The organism is Pseudomonas sediminis (assembly GCF_002741105.1).
Classification (GTDB): domain Bacteria; phylum Pseudomonadota; class Gammaproteobacteria; order Pseudomonadales; family Pseudomonadaceae; genus Aquipseudomonas; species Aquipseudomonas sediminis.
On record NZ_NIQU01000005.1, the window covers coordinates 233,499 to 249,451 of the forward strand.

14 protein-coding genes are annotated in these 15,953 nt (G+C 59.2%); 13 read left to right on the top strand and 1 reads right to left on the bottom strand.

Annotated features, from left to right (window positions below; translation table 11 throughout):
• Nucleotides 1-94 precede the first annotated feature (94 nt).
• From hisC to rpsA, 4 genes are all read left to right on the top strand, one after another.
• Nucleotides 95-1,204 carry a histidinol-phosphate transaminase gene (hisC, locus tag CDO35_RS14285; RefSeq protein WP_099525372.1) on the top strand — a complete coding sequence of 370 codons (1,110 nt, stop codon included), beginning with the start codon at nucleotides 95-97 and terminating at the stop codon, nucleotides 1,202-1,204.
• Nucleotides 1,201-3,441 carry a bifunctional prephenate dehydrogenase/3-phosphoshikimate 1-carboxyvinyltransferase gene (locus tag CDO35_RS14290; protein WP_099525373.1) on the top strand — a complete coding sequence of 747 codons (2,241 nt, stop codon included), beginning with the start codon at nucleotides 1,201-1,203 and terminating at the stop codon, nucleotides 3,439-3,441. The genes hisC and CDO35_RS14290 overlap by 4 nt, the downstream gene beginning before the upstream one ends.
• Nucleotides 3,438-4,103, top strand: a complete 666-nt coding sequence (gene cmk, locus CDO35_RS14295; RefSeq protein ID WP_099525374.1) for a (d)CMP kinase — start codon at nucleotides 3,438-3,440, stop codon at nucleotides 4,101-4,103. Before CDO35_RS14290 ends, cmk begins: the two co-directional genes overlap by 4 nt.
• A 149-nt stretch (nucleotides 4,104-4,252) precedes the next feature.
• Nucleotides 4,253-5,935: a 30S ribosomal protein S1 gene (rpsA, locus tag CDO35_RS14300; RefSeq protein ID WP_099525375.1), complete on the top strand. Its 1,683-nt coding sequence runs from the start codon at nucleotides 4,253-4,255 to the stop codon at nucleotides 5,933-5,935.
• Between the two features lie 270 nt (nucleotides 5,936-6,205).
• Here the strand turns inward: rpsA and CDO35_RS14305 are convergent, their stop codons facing one another.
• Nucleotides 6,206-6,649, bottom strand: a complete 444-nt coding sequence (locus tag CDO35_RS14305) for an REP-associated tyrosine transposase (protein WP_099525376.1) — start codon at nucleotides 6,647-6,649, stop codon at nucleotides 6,206-6,208.
• Between the two features lie 447 nt (nucleotides 6,650-7,096).
• Here CDO35_RS14305 and ihfB point away from each other — a divergent pair, with 447 nt between their 5' ends.
• The 9 genes from ihfB (at nucleotide 7,097) to CDO35_RS14350 (ending at nucleotide 15,953) form a co-directional block, all read left to right on the top strand.
• A complete protein-coding gene (gene ihfB / locus CDO35_RS14310; protein WP_099525377.1) occupies nucleotides 7,097-7,384 on the top strand; it encodes an integration host factor subunit beta in 288 nt (95 codons plus the stop codon).
• A 228-nt stretch (nucleotides 7,385-7,612) separates the two neighbouring features.
• Entirely contained in the window at nucleotides 7,613-9,079 is a 1,467-nt protein-coding gene (locus tag CDO35_RS14315; RefSeq protein WP_099525378.1) for an MBL fold metallo-hydrolase RNA specificity domain-containing protein, read from the top strand.
• 36 nt (nucleotides 9,080-9,115) lie between these two features.
• Complete coding sequence (gene wbpA / locus CDO35_RS14320) at nucleotides 9,116-10,417, top strand: UDP-N-acetyl-D-glucosamine 6-dehydrogenase (protein WP_099525520.1); 1,302 nt, start codon at nucleotides 9,116-9,118, stop codon at nucleotides 10,415-10,417.
• A gap of 66 nt (nucleotides 10,418-10,483) precedes the next feature.
• Nucleotides 10,484-11,434: a Gfo/Idh/MocA family protein gene (locus tag CDO35_RS14325; RefSeq protein ID WP_099525379.1), complete on the top strand. Its 951-nt coding sequence runs from the start codon at nucleotides 10,484-10,486 to the stop codon at nucleotides 11,432-11,434.
• A gap of 4 nt (nucleotides 11,435-11,438) precedes the next feature.
• The gene (gene wbpD, locus CDO35_RS14330; protein WP_099525380.1) at nucleotides 11,439-12,023 is read left to right on the top strand and encodes a UDP-2-acetamido-3-amino-2,3-dideoxy-D-glucuronate N-acetyltransferase; all 585 of its coding nucleotides are present in this window, start codon (nucleotides 11,439-11,441) and stop codon (nucleotides 12,021-12,023) included.
• Nucleotides 12,020-13,111, top strand: coding sequence for a DegT/DnrJ/EryC1/StrS family aminotransferase (locus CDO35_RS14335; protein WP_099525381.1), 1,092 nt, complete (start codon nucleotides 12,020-12,022; stop codon nucleotides 13,109-13,111). The genes wbpD and CDO35_RS14335 overlap by 4 nt, the downstream gene beginning before the upstream one ends.
• On the top strand, nucleotides 13,108-14,190 hold the full coding sequence (gene wecB / locus CDO35_RS14340; protein ID WP_099525382.1) for a non-hydrolyzing UDP-N-acetylglucosamine 2-epimerase: 1,083 nt from the start codon (nucleotides 13,108-13,110) through the stop codon (nucleotides 14,188-14,190). The genes CDO35_RS14335 and wecB overlap by 4 nt, the downstream gene beginning before the upstream one ends.
• Nucleotides 14,191-14,383: 193 nt before the next feature.
• A complete protein-coding gene (locus CDO35_RS14345; protein ID WP_208019963.1) occupies nucleotides 14,384-15,457 on the top strand; it encodes a DegT/DnrJ/EryC1/StrS family aminotransferase in 1,074 nt (357 codons plus the stop codon).
• Nucleotides 15,447-15,953 carry an acyltransferase gene (locus tag CDO35_RS14350; protein ID WP_099525383.1) on the top strand — a complete coding sequence of 169 codons (507 nt, stop codon included), beginning with the start codon at nucleotides 15,447-15,449 and terminating at the stop codon, nucleotides 15,951-15,953. Before CDO35_RS14345 ends, CDO35_RS14350 begins: the two co-directional genes overlap by 11 nt.

The following is a 15,953-nucleotide window of genomic DNA, read 5'->3' on the forward strand; positions in this document are numbered from 1 at the left end:
GCGTCCCTGTAGGAGCGGCTTTAGCCGCGATGTTCGCGATTGAAGTTGCTCCTGCGAAGCCTGTGGCGCTCGGTCGAGACAATGAGGTTTTGTAATGAGTTGCGATTTCCTGACCCTGGCCCAGCCAGGGGTGCAAAAGCTGTCTCCGTACGTACCCGGCAAGCCGGTCGATGAGCTGGCCCGTGAGCTGGGTCTCGACCCGGCCGGTATCGTCAAGCTGGCCAGCAACGAAAACCCGCTCGGCCCCAGCACCAAAGTGCTGGCAGCGATTCGCGCCGAACTGGACGAGCTGACCCGCTACCCGGATGGCAATGGCTTCACCCTCAAGACTGCGCTGGCTGCCCGTTACGGTGTCGACGCTGCGCAGGTGACGCTGGGTAATGGCTCCAACGATATCCTTGAGCTGGTTGCTCGCGCCTACCTGGCGCCTGGCCTCAACGCCGTGTTCAGTGACTACGCTTTCGCGGTTTATCCCATTGCCACGCAGGCAGTCGGCGCACAGGGCAAGATCGTGCCGGCCAAGGATTACGGTCACGATTTGCAGGCCATGCTTGCCGCCATCGATGGCAATACTCGCGTCGTCTTCATCGCCAACCCCAACAACCCGACCGGTACCTGGTTTGGCCCGGACGCGCTGGAAACCTTCCTGGCCAAGGTGCCGGAGTCGGTGCTGGTGGTGCTGGACGAAGCCTATATCGAATACGCCGAAGGCGACGAGTTGCCGGACGGCCTTGATTACCTGGCGCGCTACCCGAACCTGCTGGTCTCGCGCACCTTCTCCAAGGCCTACGGTCTGGCCTCGCTGCGCGTCGGCTATGCCATCAGCTCGCCGGCTATCGCCGACGTACTCAACCGCGTGCGCCAGCCGTTCAACGTTAACAGCCTCGCGCTGGCAGCTGCCTGTGCGGCGCTGACCGATGCCGACTACCTGGCTGAAAGCCGTCGTCTAAACGATGCCGGCATGCAGCAGCTGGAAGAGGGTTTGCGGGCTCTGGGGCTGAGCTGGATTGCCTCCAAGGCTAACTTCATCGCCGTCGATTTTGGTCGCGACACCGCTGCGATCAACCAGGCGCTGCTGCGTGAAGGGGTGATTGTGCGACCGATGGCTGGTTACCGCATGCCGAATTTCCTGCGTGTCTCCATCGGCCTACCGCAAGAGAACGCACGCTTCCTCGAGGCCCTGGCCAAGGTGCTGTCGGCGTGACTGTCACTGCAGTGCAATCGATTACCCCTAAGATCGGCCGCCTGGTAGTGGTCGGCCTTGGCCTGATCGGTGGCTCCTTCGCCAAGGGCCTGCGTGAACGTGGTCTGTGCCGGGAAGTGGTGGGTGTCGATCTGGATGCAGAATCGCGTCGCTTGGCGGTACAGTTAGGCGTGGTCGATCGTTGTGAGAGCGATCTGGCTGCCGCCTGTCAGGGGGCCGAGGTCATTCAGTTGGCAGTGCCTATCCTGGCCATGGAGAAGGTGCTTGCTCAACTGGCTGCGCTGGATCTTGGCAATACCGTGCTGACCGACGTCGGTAGCGCCAAGGGCAATGTCGTGCGCGCGGCGCGCCTGGCGTTTGCTGGAAAGGCAGTGCGTCTGGTGCCCGGCCACCCCATTGCAGGGTCCGAGCAGAGTGGGGTGGAGGCTGCCAACGCCGAGCTGTTCCGCCGTCACAAGGTCATTCTCACTCCGTGCGAATACAGTGATGAGGCGGCTCTGGCGCTGGTCGAAGGGCTATGGCGCGAGCTGGGGGCGGATGTCGAGGCGATGGAGGTCGAGCACCACGACCAGGTGCTTGCCGCCACCAGCCACCTGCCGCATCTGCTGGCCTTTACCCTGGTTGACTCGCTGGCCAAGCGCAGCGAGAACCTGGAAATTTTCCGCTATGCCGCTGGCGGTTTCCGCGACTTCACGCGGATCGCCGGCAGTGATCCGGTGATGTGGCACGATATCTTCCTCGCCAACCGCGAGGCCGTGCTGCGCACATTGGATACGTTTCGCGACGACCTGGACGCCTTGCGCGACGCGGTCGACGCTGGGGATGGGCATCAACTGCTGGGCGTGTTCACCCGCGCCCGCGTGGCCCGCGAACATTTCAGTAAAATTCTGGCCCGCAGGGCCTATGTGGACGCTATGCACTCGACTGATCTGATTTTCCTGGCAAAACCCGGTAGCAGCCTGTCTGGACGTATCCGCGTCCCCGGTGACAAGTCCATTTCGCACCGCTCGATCATGCTGGGTTCGCTGGCTGAAGGCACCACCGAGGTCGAAGGCTTCCTCGAAGGCGAAGATGCCTTGGCCACGCTGCAGGCGTTCCGCGACATGGGCGTGGTCATCGAAGGCCCGCACCACGGCCGCGTTACCATCCATGGTGTCGGTTTGCATGGTCTGAAAGCGCCAGCCGGCCCGCTGTACATGGGCAACTCTGGCACCTCCATGCGCCTGCTTTCCGGCCTGCTGGCTGCGCAGCCGTTCGATACCACGCTGACCGGTGATGCTTCGCTGTCCAAACGCCCGATGAATCGCGTGGCCAAGCCGCTGCGTGAGATGGGTGCAGTCATCGAGACCGGTCCGGAAGGTCGTCCGCCGCTGACCATCAAGGGTGGCCAGCGCCTCACCGGCATGGCCTACGAAATGCCCATGGCCAGTGCCCAGGTCAAGTCTTGCCTGCTGCTGGCTGGCTTGTACGCTGCGGGTAGCACCTCGGTGACCGAGCCGGCGCCTACTCGTGACCACACCGAGCGCATGCTGCGCGGCTTCGGCTACCCGGTCAGCGTCGAGGGCAGTACTGCCAGCGTCGAGTCCGGCCACAAGCTGACCGCCACGCGCATCGAAGTGCCGGCGGATATTTCCTCGGCTGCTTTCTTCCTGGTCGCTGCCAGCATCGCTGAAGGCTCCGAGCTGGTGCTGGAGCACGTCGGCATCAACCCGACCCGTACCGGCGTGATCGATATCCTCAAGCTTATGGGTGGCGACATCACCCTGGAAAACCAGCGTGAAGTTGGCGGCGAACCGGTGGCGGACATTCGCGTGCGTGCGGCCAAGCTGAAAGGCATCGATATCCCGGAAGACCTGGTACCGCTGGCCATCGATGAATTCCCGGTACTGTTCGTCGCTGCTGCCTGCGCTGAAGGCCGTACCGTGTTGCGCGGCGCCGAAGAGCTGCGGGTGAAAGAATCCGACCGCATCCAGGTCATGGCCGACGGCCTGATCGCGCTGGGCGTCAAGGCAGAGCCGACTCCGGATGGCATCATCATCGACGGCGGCACCATTGGTGGTGGTGAAGTCTGGGCGCATGGCGATCACCGTATCGCCATGTCCTTCAGCGTTGCCTCACTGCGCGCCAGTGCGCCGATCCGCATCCATGACTGCGCCAACGTCGCCACTTCCTTCCCCAACTTCCTCGCCCTGGCGGCTGAAGTCGGTATCAATGTGGCTGTAGAGGGCAACGCATGAGCGCCCCGGTAATCACCGTCGACGGGCCGAGCGGGTCGGGCAAGGGCACGCTCTGCTCTTTGCTGGCCAAGCAGCTGGGCTGGAATCTGCTCGACTCCGGTGCGCTCTATCGCCTGCTGGCTTTTGCTGCCGGTAACCATGGTATCGATCTGACCAACGAAGAGTCGCTCAAGCAGCTGGCTGCGCATCTGGATGTACAGTTCATCGACAAGCGCATCATCCTCGAAGGCGAGGAGGTGACCGACGCCATCCGTAATGAACAGATCGGTGCGGGTGCTTCGATGGTCGCCTCGCTGCCTGCCGTGCGCGAAGCACTGCTGCAGCGTCAGCGCGCATTTCAGGAGATGCCGGGCCTGGTGGCTGATGGTCGCGACATGGGCACTGTGGTATTCGCCGACGCGCCGCTGAAGATTTTCCTGACCGCCAGCGCCGAGGAGCGTGCCCGTCGCCGCTACTTGCAGTTGAAGGCCAAAGGCGATGATGTTAATCTCGCGAGTCTTCTCGACGAGATACGGGCGCGCGACGAGCGCGATACTCAGCGCGCGGTGGCTCCGCTCAAGCCGGCAGCCGACGCAATCGTGCTGGATTCCACCGAACTTTCCATCGAGCAAGTGCTTGAACGAATTCTGAGCGAGGTCGCCGATCGCGATCTCGCCGGGTAAGGGCTCTCGGTTGCTTTAAATCGAAGGGTCCGCAAGGAGGCATACGGGAGACCAGTCCTTGTCCCGTAGGCCTCTTTTCATATGAACGAACCCACATGGTCTGGAATGTGGTTTGGGCGAATCCCCGCCCTTGATCAACAGGAATCAACATGAGCGAAAGCTTTGCAGAACTATTTGAAGAAAGCCTGAAATCCCTCGACATGCAGCCGGGCGCCATCATCACCGGTATCGTGGTCGACATCGACGGTGACTGGGTTACCGTTCACGCAGGTCTGAAGTCCGAGGGCGTCATCCCGCTCGACCAGTTCTTCAACGAACAAGGCGAGCTGACCATCAAGGTCGGTGACGAAGTCCACGTTGCGCTGGACGCGGTTGAAGATGGCTTCGGTGAAACCAAGCTGTCCCGCGAGAAAGCCAAGCGCGCTGAATCCTGGCTGGTTCTGGAAGCTGCGTTCAACGCTGAAGAAGTGGTCAAGGGCGTTATCAACGGTAAGGTCAAAGGCGGCTTCACCGTTGACGTCAACGGCATCCGCGCGTTCCTGCCGGGTTCCCTGGTTGACGTCCGTCCGGTGCGTGATACCACTCACCTGGAAGGCAAAGAGCTGGAATTCAAGGTCATCAAACTGGACCAGAAGCGCAACAACGTTGTCGTTTCCCGTCGCAGCGTCCTGGAAGCCGAGAACAGCGCCGAGCGCGAAGCTCTGCTGGAATCCCTGCAGGAAGGCCAGCAAGTCAAAGGTATCGTCAAGAACCTCACCGACTACGGTGCGTTCGTTGACCTGGGCGGCGTAGATGGCCTGCTGCACATCACCGACATGGCTTGGAAGCGCATCAAGCACCCGTCCGAGATCGTCAACGTTGGCGACGAGATCGACGTCAAGGTTCTGAAGTACGATCGCGAGCGTAACCGCGTATCCCTGGGCCTGAAGCAACTGGGCGAAGACCCATGGGTTGCCATCAAGGCTCGTTACCCGGAAAACACCCGCGTTGTTGCCCGTGTTACCAACCTCACCGACTACGGCTGCTTCGCCGAGCTGGAAGAGGGCGTGGAAGGCCTGGTACACGTTTCCGAAATGGACTGGACCAACAAGAACATCCACCCGTCGAAAGTCGTTAACGTCGGCGACGAAGTGGAAGTCATGGTTCTGGACATCGACGAAGAGCGTCGTCGTATCTCCCTGGGTATCAAGCAGTGCAAGACCAACCCATGGGAAGACTTCTCCGGTCAGTTCAACAAAGGTGACAAGATCTCCGGCACCATCAAGTCGATCACCGATTTCGGTATCTTCATTGGTCTGGACGGCGGCATCGACGGCCTGGTTCACCTGTCCGACATCTCCTGGAACGAAGCCGGCGAAGAAGCCGTGCGTCGCTTCAAGAAGGGCGACGAGCTGGAAACCGTCATCCTGTCGGTTGACCCGGAGCGCGAGCGCATCTCCCTGGGCATCAAGCAACTGGAAGACGATCCGTTCAGCAACTACGTCTCCATCAACGACAAGGGCACCATCGTCCGTGGCGTTGTGAAAGAAGTAGACGCCAAGGGCGCCATCATCGACCTGGGCAACGAGATCGAAGCTACCCTGAAAGCCTCCGAAATCAGCCGTGACCGCGTTGAAGACGCGCGCAACGTCCTGAAAGAAGGCGACGAAGTAGAAGCCAAGATCATCAGCGTTGACCGCAAGTCCCGCGTCATCAGCCTGTCCGTCAAGTCGAAAGACGTTGAAGACGAGAAGGACGCGATGAAGGAACTGCGTAACAAGCAAGACGTTGAAAGCACCGGCCCGACCACCATTGGTGATCTGCTCCGTGCTCAAATGGAAAAACAGAACTAAGTTCGGTTGATCCATCAAAAAAGGCGACCTTCGGGTCGCCTTTTTCGTTTTTACCAATCCATCAAACAGCGCGTCACTTGTAGGAACTGCGCCCCGCAGCGAATAGCGGCCATCCAGCAATACCGAGCCCATACCTAAAAGCTTCGCCCCGAGTCGGGGCTCCTACGCGCATGCGCCGCCGACGCTCCCTCTGTAGGAGCCGCGCCCCGCGGCGAACGGCGGCCATCCAGTAATACCGAACCAATACCTAAAGGCTTCGCCCTGCCACGCTCATATCCACACTGCATCCCAGTGCGGATAATCACCTGCGCGCTTCACAAGCCCGGCTCTCAAGGGGTTTGCCACCACATATCTCGCCATACTCCGAACATCCTCCTCCCGGCGTAGCGCGTGATCATGAAAGCCTTTTTGCCATATAGGCTGACCCAGGCGTTTGGCGGATATTGATTTAACTCTGCCCACTAATCGGGGCAATGCTTCGTCATGTAGTTGCAGCAGCCAGTGCAGATGATCCGGCATCACAACAAAGCAAAGCGTTTGGTGCGACCCAAGCATCTCGTCCTGACGAATGATCTGGATGAGCGTGCGCGCTGCAGAGAGATCGGCAAACACAGGAACACGGTCCTTGGTCACGGTGGTGACAAGATAGATTTGCCCGCTACTGGACCAGCGTCCATCGCGAAGCTTATGCGCGGCATAGCGTTTCTCGGTCATCGGATTCCCTTCCGTTAGCGTTCGCCAGTTCAGCTTAGTCGAGCCAGAATCAGAGCCCGTGAAAGCTTCACCCCGATGCAGGGCCCCCACACCAAACCGCAAAACAACGCTCCCCCTGTAGGAGCCGCGCCCCGCGGCGAATAGCAGTCACCCCGCAATGTCGCGCTCATGCGCAAAAGCTTCGCCCCGAGGCGGGGCTCCTACACGAATGCGCCAGTCGACGCTCTCTGTAGGAGCTGCGCCCCGCAGCGAATGGTGGCCATCCCGCAATATCGAACCAATACCCAAAAGCTTCGCCCCGAGGCAAGCCTCCTACACGAAGCCCTGGTTATCCCAACTAACCGCAAAACTCGCTAACACCTTGTTTTTTAGGCTGTTCAAAAGCTGATCAGCATGCTAAAACCAAACCGTCGAGTCTTCTAGCCGCTTGAAAAAGAAGGGAAAACCATGACCAAGTCGGAGTTGATCGAAAGAATTGTCACTCATCAAGGTCAGCTGTCCTCCAAGGATGTCGAGCTAGCCATCAAGACCATGCTCGAGCAAATGTCCCAGGCACTGTCCACCGGAGATCGCATCGAGATTCGTGGCTTTGGCAGCTTCTCGCTGCACTACCGCGCACCGCGCGTTGGGCGTAACCCGAAAACCGGCCAGTCGGTGCGTCTGGATGGCAAGTTCGTGCCGCATTTCAAGCCGGGCAAGGAGTTGCGCGACCGGGTAAATGAGGACGACGAGTGACTGCGATTAGTCCCTCTCGTTGGTGCAGGTCTCCTGATTAGGCGGTGGCCTGGCGTCACACTTTTGTCATACTTGCGAAATCATGGAAAACCGGCAAAATGTGCGGGCTTTCACAAGGCGTGCCCTTGTCAGATTTCCAGCTAGTTCAGCTAATCAGCTTTTTCTGAACTGCCATCCGCACTACTGGGCTGAGTCCCTTTAAATTTCGCCAGCGTTAGGGATTGACTCGTGCGGTACCCCTCCATTGTTCATCACGGCGCTGTCACGGGCGTTACGGGCTCATGTCATCAGCTACAGATGGATGATGAGCACGCGCTGCTGATCGACTGCGGTCTTTTTCAAGGTGCCGAAACCTCCCCTGAAGGCCGGGCAGGCGCCGGTAAGCTCGCAATCGACTTTTCTCTAAACGGCATCAAGGCTCTGGTCGCGACTCATGTCCATATCGACCACGTTGGCCGCATTCCCTATTTGTTAGCAGCTGGTTTCAAAGGTCCGATTCTCTGTAGTGAACCGTCGGCAAAGTTGTTGCCCATCGTCCTTGAGGATGCCTTCAAGCTCGGTTTCAGTCGCGATCAAAAGCAAGTAGAGCGCTACCTCAAGCTGATCGAGCAGCGCATCGTCGCCTTGCCCTATAAACAGTGGTTCACTCTGATCGATACGAAACAGCTCAGCGCTCGCATTCGTTTACAGCGCGCTGGCCACATCCTCGGCTCGGCCTACGTCGAGGTTGATCTGCACTACCCCGAGACGGGCGAGAAGAAACGCATCGTGTTCTCTGGCGACCTGGGGGCTCCCCATGCGCCAATCCTCCCGGCGCCTAAAGCCCCATATAAAGCCGATATTCTGGTCATCGAAAGCACCTATGGCGACCGCCTGCATGAAGATCGCCGCAGTCGTCGTGCGCGACTGGAAAAAGTGCTCGAGCACGCGCTGAGCAACCAGGGCACGGTTCTGATGCCAGCTTTCAGCATTGGGCGCACTCAAGAGCTGCTCTACGAACTCGAAGACATCATCCATCGCAGAGCGCTGAAAGACTCAGCTAAGGCTCCGTCGAGTGCTTCCAAGTCGAGCACCAGTAAAGCGACAGCACTCGACTGGACGAATTTGCCTATCATCCTCGACTCTCCGCTGGCCAGCCGCTTCACTTCGGTTTATCGCGAGCTTGACCAATTTTGGGATGCAGAGGCGAGGGCGCGCTTGGCCAAAGGCCGTAACCCACTGGCTTTCCGTAACCTGCTTACGGTGGACAGCCACCAGGCTCACCTGGCCATGGTTAATCGCCTGACGCAAACCGCTCAGCCGGCTATCGTCATCGCTGGCAACGGCATGTGCTCCAGTGGGCGCATCGTCAACTACCTCAGAGCCATGCTCGGTGATGCACGGCATGACGTGCTCTTCGTCGGCTACCAGGCGGATGGTACGCCCGGAAGGCAAATCCAACGCTTTGGCCCGCGTAGTGGCTATGTGGAATTTGACGGGCAGCGCTATGACATTCGGGCTCAGGTGCATACCATAGGCGGCTATTCTGCCCATGCGGATCAGAAGGGTCTGGTGAGCTTTGTTACCCGGATGACACACTGGCCGTCAGAGGTCCGTGTCGTGCATGGCGAGCTTGAAGCCAAGCAGCAATTTGCAATGATTCTGCAGCAGCGCTACGACGCGACTGATAAGACTCTAAAAATCGTAATTCCGTGAAGTTTGTGATGGAGTGTAAGGGTGAAGGCAAATTCGCTGCAGGCGTATATCGATAAATTCAAAAGTCGAGACGCATTGGTAGGCATTGTCGGTCTCGGCTATGTCGGTTTGCCGTTGATGCTGCGTTACAACGCCATCGGTTTCCGCGTGCTCGGCATTGATATCGATGCAGTCAAGGTTGACAAGCTCAATTCTGGTCAGAGCTACATCGAGCATATTGCCAGTGAGCATATATCGAAAGCGCGTGCGAGCGGTTTTGAAGCGACCTGCGATTTTGCTCGAGCCAGCGAATGTGACGCATTGATTCTCTGTGTGCCGACTCCGCTCAACAAGTATCGCGAGCCCGATATGAGCTTTGTGATCAATACCACGAACGCGATCACGCCGTATCTACGTGCTGGGCAAGTAGTTTCCTTGGAAAGCACAACTTATCCCGGCACCACTGAAGAAGAATTACTGCCGCGTGTTGAATCGACAGGTCTGAGGGTCGGCGAGAGTGTTTTCCTGGTTTATTCGCCAGAGCGTGAAGATCCGGGCAACCCAGATTTCGAGACCCGCACCATTCCCAAGGTCATCGGTGGCCACACGCCGAACTGCCTTGAAGTCGGTATCGCCCTGTACGAGCAGGCCATCGACCAGGTCGTGCCGGTCAGCTCAACGAAAGCGGCGGAAATGACCAAGCTGCTGGAGAACATTCACCGCGCCGTGAACATTGGCTTGGTCAATGAAATGAAGGTGGTCGCTGATCGCATGGGTATCGATATCTTCGAGGTAGTCGATGCTGCTGCGACCAAACCCTTTGGCTTCACCCCCTACTATCCCGGGCCGGGCCTGGGCGGGCACTGCATCCCGATCGACCCGTTCTACCTCACATGGAAAGCGCGTGAGTACGGCTTGCATACCCGCTTTATCGAGCTCTCAGGCGAGGTCAACCAAGCCATGCCCGAGTATGTGCTCGGCAAGCTTATGGATGGCCTGAATGATCGTGGGCAGGCACTCAAGGGCAGTCGTGTCCTGATATTGGGCATCGCCTACAAGAAGAACGTAGATGACATGCGCGAATCTCCCTCAGTGGAGATCATGGAACTGATTCAGGCCAAGGGCGGCATCGTTGCCTACAGCGATCCGCATGTGCCTTCGTTCCCAGAGATGCGCGAGCATCACTTCGACCTGAGCAGTGAGGTTCTGACTGCCGAGAATATCGCCAGCTTCGACGCCGTGGTTTTGGCCACTGATCACGAGCGCTTTGATTACGAGCTGATCAGGGCTCATGCGCGGCTGATCGTCGATACTCGCGGTAAATATCGCATTCCGCACGCGAACATCATCAAGGCCTGATTCTGGTATGCAGGTCGGCGTGCGCACTGTGTGTGCCGGCCTGTTCCTCCGTCGTGAGAAACAAACATGAAAAGATTCGCCCTGCTCGGCGCTGCCGGCTATATCGCGCCTCGCCATATGCGCGCCATCAAGGACACCGGCAACCAGCTGGTCTGTGCTTATGACATCAATGACTCGGTCGGTATCATCGACAGCATCTCGCCGCAAAGCGAGTTCTTCACCGAATTCGAGCGGTTCCACGATTATGCCTCGCGCCTCAAGCGTGATCCGTCGACTGCGCTCGATTACGTTTCGATCTGCTCGCCCAACTATCTGCACCATCCGCACATCACGACAGGCCTGCGTCTCGGCTGTGACGTCATCTGTGAAAAGCCGCTGGTGCCGACCGCTGAGCTGCTCGATGACCTTTCTCTGGTGGAGCGCGAAACCGGTAAACGTCTCTACAACATTCTGCAGCTTAGGCATCACCAAGCCATCATCGATCTGAAGAAGCGCGTGGGAGCTGGCGACAAAGCGCGCAAGCACGAAGTCGAACTGACCTACATCACCAGTCGCGGCAAGTGGTACATGGAGAGCTGGAAGGGCGACCCGCGCAAATCCTTTGGCGTCGCCACGAACATCGGTGTGCACTTCTTCGACATGCTGCATTTCATCTTCGGCGCCTTGCAGCGCAACGTGGTGCACTACGTCGATGACTACAAAGCCACGGGCTACCTAGAGTATGAGAACGCTCGCGTTCGCTGGTTCCTCTCCATCGATGCGAGCGACCTGCCTGATACCGTAAAGGGCAAGAAGCCGACTTACCGTTCTATCACTTGCGATGGTGTCGAGATCGAGTTTTCCGAGGGCTTCACGGATCTGCACACTATCAGCTACCAGGCCATTCTCAATGGCGATGGATATGGCATCGAGGACGCTCGCCACTGCGTTGAAACCGTTGAGACCATCCGCACCTTGGACGCTACTCGTGCTCAGAACGGTGAAGATCACCCGTTCCTTGCGCGCCTACTGGGTTGAGCCTATGAGCCACTACCAGCATGCCAGCGCCATCGTCGATGAAGGTGCACAGATCGGCGAAGGTTCGCGCATCTGGCATTTCGTCCACGTATGCGCGGGCGCGCGGATCGGCAGAGGTGTATCCCTGGGGCAGAACGTATTCGTCGGCAACAAGGTGCTGATCGGCGATCATTGCAAGATCCAGAATAATGTCTCGGTGTATGACAACGTCACACTTGAGGAAGGCGTCTTCTGCGGTCCGAGTATGGTTTTCACCAACGTCTACAACCCGCGTTCGCTGATCGAACGCAAGAGCGAATATCGCGACACCTTGGTGAAGAAGGGCGCCACGCTGGGGGCAAACTGCACCATCGTCTGCGGCGTCACCATCGGGGAGTTCGCCTTCATCGGCGCAGGTGCGGTCGTCAACAAGGACGTGCCGGCCTATGCACTGATGGTAGGTGTTCCTGCCCGGCATATAGGCTGGATGAGCGAGCATGGCGAGCAGCTGGATCTGCCGCTCACCGGGGAGGGGAGTGCGCCATGTATTCACTCCGGGGAACGCTATGTGCTCAATGGCGGCATTCTGAGAAAGGAGCAAGCGCAGTGATCGAATTCATCGATCTCAAGGCACAACAGGCGCTGATCAAAGACAAGATCGATGCCAATATCCAGCGCGTATTGGCGCATGGTCAGTACATTCTTGGTCCGGAAGTGGCGGAGCTGGAGGAGAAGCTGGCGGCCTTCGTGGGCGCCAAGTACTGCATCAGCGTGGCCAACGGCACCGATGCGCTGCAAATTGCGCAGATGGCGCTGGGCATCGGCCCGGGCGATGAGGTCATCACGCCGGGCTTCACCTATATCGCCACTGCCGAGACCGTCGCTCTGCTAGGAGCCAAGCCGGTTTACGTGGACGTCGATCCACGCACCTACAACCTTGATCCGCACTTGCTCGAGGCGGCTATTACGCCGCGTACCAAGGCGATCATTCCTGTTTCGCTGTATGGCCAATGCGCCGACTTCGATGCGATCAATGCCATCGCTGCCCGGCATGGCATCCCCGTGATCGAAGACGCCGCGCAGAGCTTCGGTGCCACTTACAAGGGCAAGCGCTCGTGCAACCTGACCACCATTGCCTGCACCAGCTTCTTCCCAAGTAAGCCCTTGGGTTGCTATGGCGACGGTGGAGCAATCTTCACCAACGATGATGAATTGGCCAAGGTAATGCGCCAGATTGCCCGTCATGGCCAGGATCGCCGTTACCACCACATTCGGGTCGGTGTGAACAGTCGTCTCGATACCCTGCAGGCGGCAATCCTGCTGCCCAAGCTGGAGATCTTCCCGCACGAACTGGAGCGGCGCGAGCAAGTTGCCCAGGATTACGGTCGGCTGCTGGGAGATGCCGGTATTGCCGCACCATTTGTTGAGGCGCATAACGGCAGCGCTTGGGCCCAGTACACTGTGCAGGTGGTCGGGCGCGATAAAGTGCAGGAGAGTTTCAAGGCTGCCGGCATCCCTACTGCGGTGCATTACCCGATTCCGCTCAACCGCCAACCGGCGGTGAAGGACGATGCTGCATGCCTACCGGTGGGTGATGCCATCGCCGAGCGAGTGATGAGCCTGCCGATGCATCCGTACCTGGATGTGGCGCAGCAGGTCACCATCACCCAGTCCCTGCAGGAGAGCCTGGGCACATGAGTAAGAAAATCGTCACCATCGTCGGGGCGCGCCCGCAGTTCATCAAGGCAGCGGCGGTCTCGCGCGAGATACTCAAGCACCCTGGCCAGCTTGAAGAAATCATGGTGCATACCGGCCAACACTACGATCCGAACATGTCGCAGGTGTTCTTCGATGAATTGGAAATCCCTGCGCCGCGCTACAATCTGGAAGTCTCAGGGGGCAGCCATGGTGCTATGACCGGACGCATGCTTGAGGGCATCGAGCGCATCCTGCTCGACGAGAAGCCGGATTGGGTGCTGATCTACGGTGATACCAACTCGACCCTGGCGGGTGCACTGGCGGCGGCCAAACTGCATATCCCTGTCGCGCACGTCGAGGCTGGTCTGCGCTCGTTCAATATGCATATGCCCGAGGAAATCAATCGCATCCTCGCTGATCGTGTATCGAGCCTGTTGCTCTGTCCGACGGATGTGGCCGTCGATAACCTGGCCCGCGAAGGCGTGACCCAAGGTGTGCATAACGTCGGCGATGTCATGTACGACGTGGCACTCTACTATCGTGAGCGAGCTCGGGCCGGTAGCGGCATACTGAAGACGCTCGGGCTCACGGAGCAAGCTTTTGCACTTGCTACTTGCCATCGGGCGGAGAATACCGATGACCCTGTGCGTTTGGAGGGCATCGTCAGCGCACTGGCGCAAATTGCCAGTGACATGCCGGTGGTCCTGCCGCTGCACCCGCGAACCCGCAAGCTTCTACAGCAGTTCGGACTGGAGCGATATCTGGCTGCGCTGACGATTGTTGAACCACTGCCGTTCCTTGACATGGTTGCGCTAGAGCAGGCAACTAAAGTCATTTTCACCGACTCGGGTGGCGTGCAGAAGGAGGCCTTCTTCTACCGAGTACCCTGCATCACCATGCGTGACGAAACCGAGTGGGTTGAGACCGTCGAGTTAGGCTGGAACCGCTTGGTAGGCGCGGAGCGGGTACGCATACTAGAAGCATATGCGGCCCTGGCAGCCGGTAGCGCGGATGTATCTAGTCTGCCGTATGGCGACGGGCGGGCTGCCGCGCGCATTCTTGCACTATTAATGGTGTAGAGACGCGATTCGATCTGGGGTAATGCTATACGGCAGTCTAGGTAAAGAATCTGTGGCTCCGCGTTGTTTATGACTATCAACCCCTCTTGCTGGTACAGTGCCGGCCGTTCTGGCCGCCTAGTCAAGGAGATTGAAAATTAACGTTCCCTTTATTGACCTCAAGCGCTTGGAGCCCGGTTTCCACGCGGCGCTGATGGAAAAATTCCATGCCATGACCCTGGGCGCGCAATTCATCGGCGGTGCTGAGGTAGCTACGCTTGAAAGCCGTCTGCAGGCCGAGCTGCAGGTCGCGCATGCGGTGAGCTGCGCCAACGGTACCGACGCCCTGCAACTGGCGTTGCGTGCGGTTGGCGTGGGCGAGGGCGACGTGGTGCTGGTGCCGAACGTGACCTTCTGGGCAACCTTCGAGGCGGTAGTGAACGTCGGCGCCAAGCCGGTGACGGTGGACGCCGATCTCAGCGATGGCGGCGTGTGCTTCGATGCCTTTGCTCAGGCCATTCGCGAGTCCCGGCCCAAGGCGGCACTGGTGGCGCACCTGTATGGCTGGGGCACTGCCCGCCTGCTTGAATTGCGTGCGTTGTGCCGCGACCAGGGCGTGGTGCTGGTGGAGGACGGTGCCCAGTCCTTTGGCGCCCGTTATCAGGGCGAGCCCATCTACAAGGGCGCGCACATCTCCACTACCTCCTTCTATCCGGCCAAGGTGCTGGGCGCTGCCGGTGACGGCGGTGCAGTGTTCACCGACGATGCCGAGTTGGCCGACAAGGTCCGCCGCCTGGGCAACCATGGCCGCACTGCTCACTACGGCTACGGTGACGTGGGCTGGAACTCGCGCCTGGACTCGCTGCAGGCGGCCTTCCTCAACCTGGCGCTGGATCACATCGACGCACGGGTCGCCTCGCGCCGCGAAGCCGTGGCGTTTTACCAGAAGCACCTGCCGGCCACCGGCATCCAGCTGATGAATGCGCCGGCCGGCTATGAAGAAAACGGCTACTGCAATGTCTGCCTGGTGCCGGATGCCGCACTAAAGGCCAGCCTGGAGGCCCGCCTCAAGGCCGAGGGTATTGGTTTTGGCAACATCTATCCCAGCGTCATGTCCAGTCAGCCGGGCGCTGCGGCCTACATCAAGGGCCACTTTGGTGGCCAGGTCGGCGAGCAGCTGTGCGCCTCGGTGTTGAACCTGCCGCTGTTCCCCTACATGACGGAAGCCGAGCAACTGCGCGTGGTCGAAGTGGTCGGTTCGGTTCTCGGAGGTGGCAATGTCCGCTAACGACGTCTACATCCATCCCAGCGCCAACGTTTCGGACAAGGCCAGCATCGGTGCTGGCAGCAAGATCTGGATCAACGTACAGATCCGCGAGAACGCAGTGATCGGCGTGGGCTGCATCCTGTCCAAGGATGTCTACATCGACCACGCAGTGAAGATCGGTAGCCGCTGCAAGATCCAGAACAGCGTCTCGGTTTACAACGGCGTGGAGATCGGTGACGACGTGTTCGTCGGGCCCAATGCCTGCTTCACTAACGACAAGGTGCCGCGCGCCTTCAATGCCGACTGGAAGATCACTCCGACGCGCATCGACGACGGTGCCAGCATCGGCGCTAACGCCACCATCGTATGCGGCATCACCATCGGCGAGTTCGCCATGGTCGCCGCCGGCAGCGTGGTGACCAAGGACGTTGCGCCCTACACCCTGGTCATGGGCAACCCCGCACGTGCGGTGGCTCGTATCGACCGCGAAGGTAACCGCGTTTCCGGAGATGTTTGA

What these genes read in the sequence shown, in the direction of transcription:
- ihfB (WP_099525377.1), top strand. Translation starts at nt 7,097, where the DNA reads ATGACCAAGTCGGAGTTGATCGAAAGAATTGTCACTCATCAAGGTCAG.
- CDO35_RS14305 (WP_099525376.1), bottom strand. Translation starts at nt 6,649, where the DNA reads ATGACCGAGAAACGCTATGCCGCGCATAAGCTTCGCGATGGACGCTGG.
- wbpD (WP_099525380.1), top strand. Translation starts at nt 11,439, where the DNA reads ATGAGCCACTACCAGCATGCCAGCGCCATCGTCGATGAAGGTGCACAG.
- CDO35_RS14325 (WP_099525379.1), top strand. Translation starts at nt 10,484, where the DNA reads ATGAAAAGATTCGCCCTGCTCGGCGCTGCCGGCTATATCGCGCCTCGC.
- cmk (WP_099525374.1), top strand. Translation starts at nt 3,438, where the DNA reads ATGAGCGCCCCGGTAATCACCGTCGACGGGCCGAGCGGGTCGGGCAAG.
- rpsA (WP_099525375.1), top strand. Translation starts at nt 4,253, where the DNA reads ATGAGCGAAAGCTTTGCAGAACTATTTGAAGAAAGCCTGAAATCCCTC.
- wecB (WP_099525382.1), top strand. Translation starts at nt 13,108, where the DNA reads ATGAGTAAGAAAATCGTCACCATCGTCGGGGCGCGCCCGCAGTTCATC.
- CDO35_RS14345 (WP_208019963.1), top strand. Translation starts at nt 14,384, where the DNA reads ATGGAAAAATTCCATGCCATGACCCTGGGCGCGCAATTCATCGGCGGT.
- hisC (WP_099525372.1), top strand. Translation starts at nt 95, where the DNA reads ATGAGTTGCGATTTCCTGACCCTGGCCCAGCCAGGGGTGCAAAAGCTG.
- CDO35_RS14350 (WP_099525383.1), top strand. Translation starts at nt 15,447, where the DNA reads ATGTCCGCTAACGACGTCTACATCCATCCCAGCGCCAACGTTTCGGAC.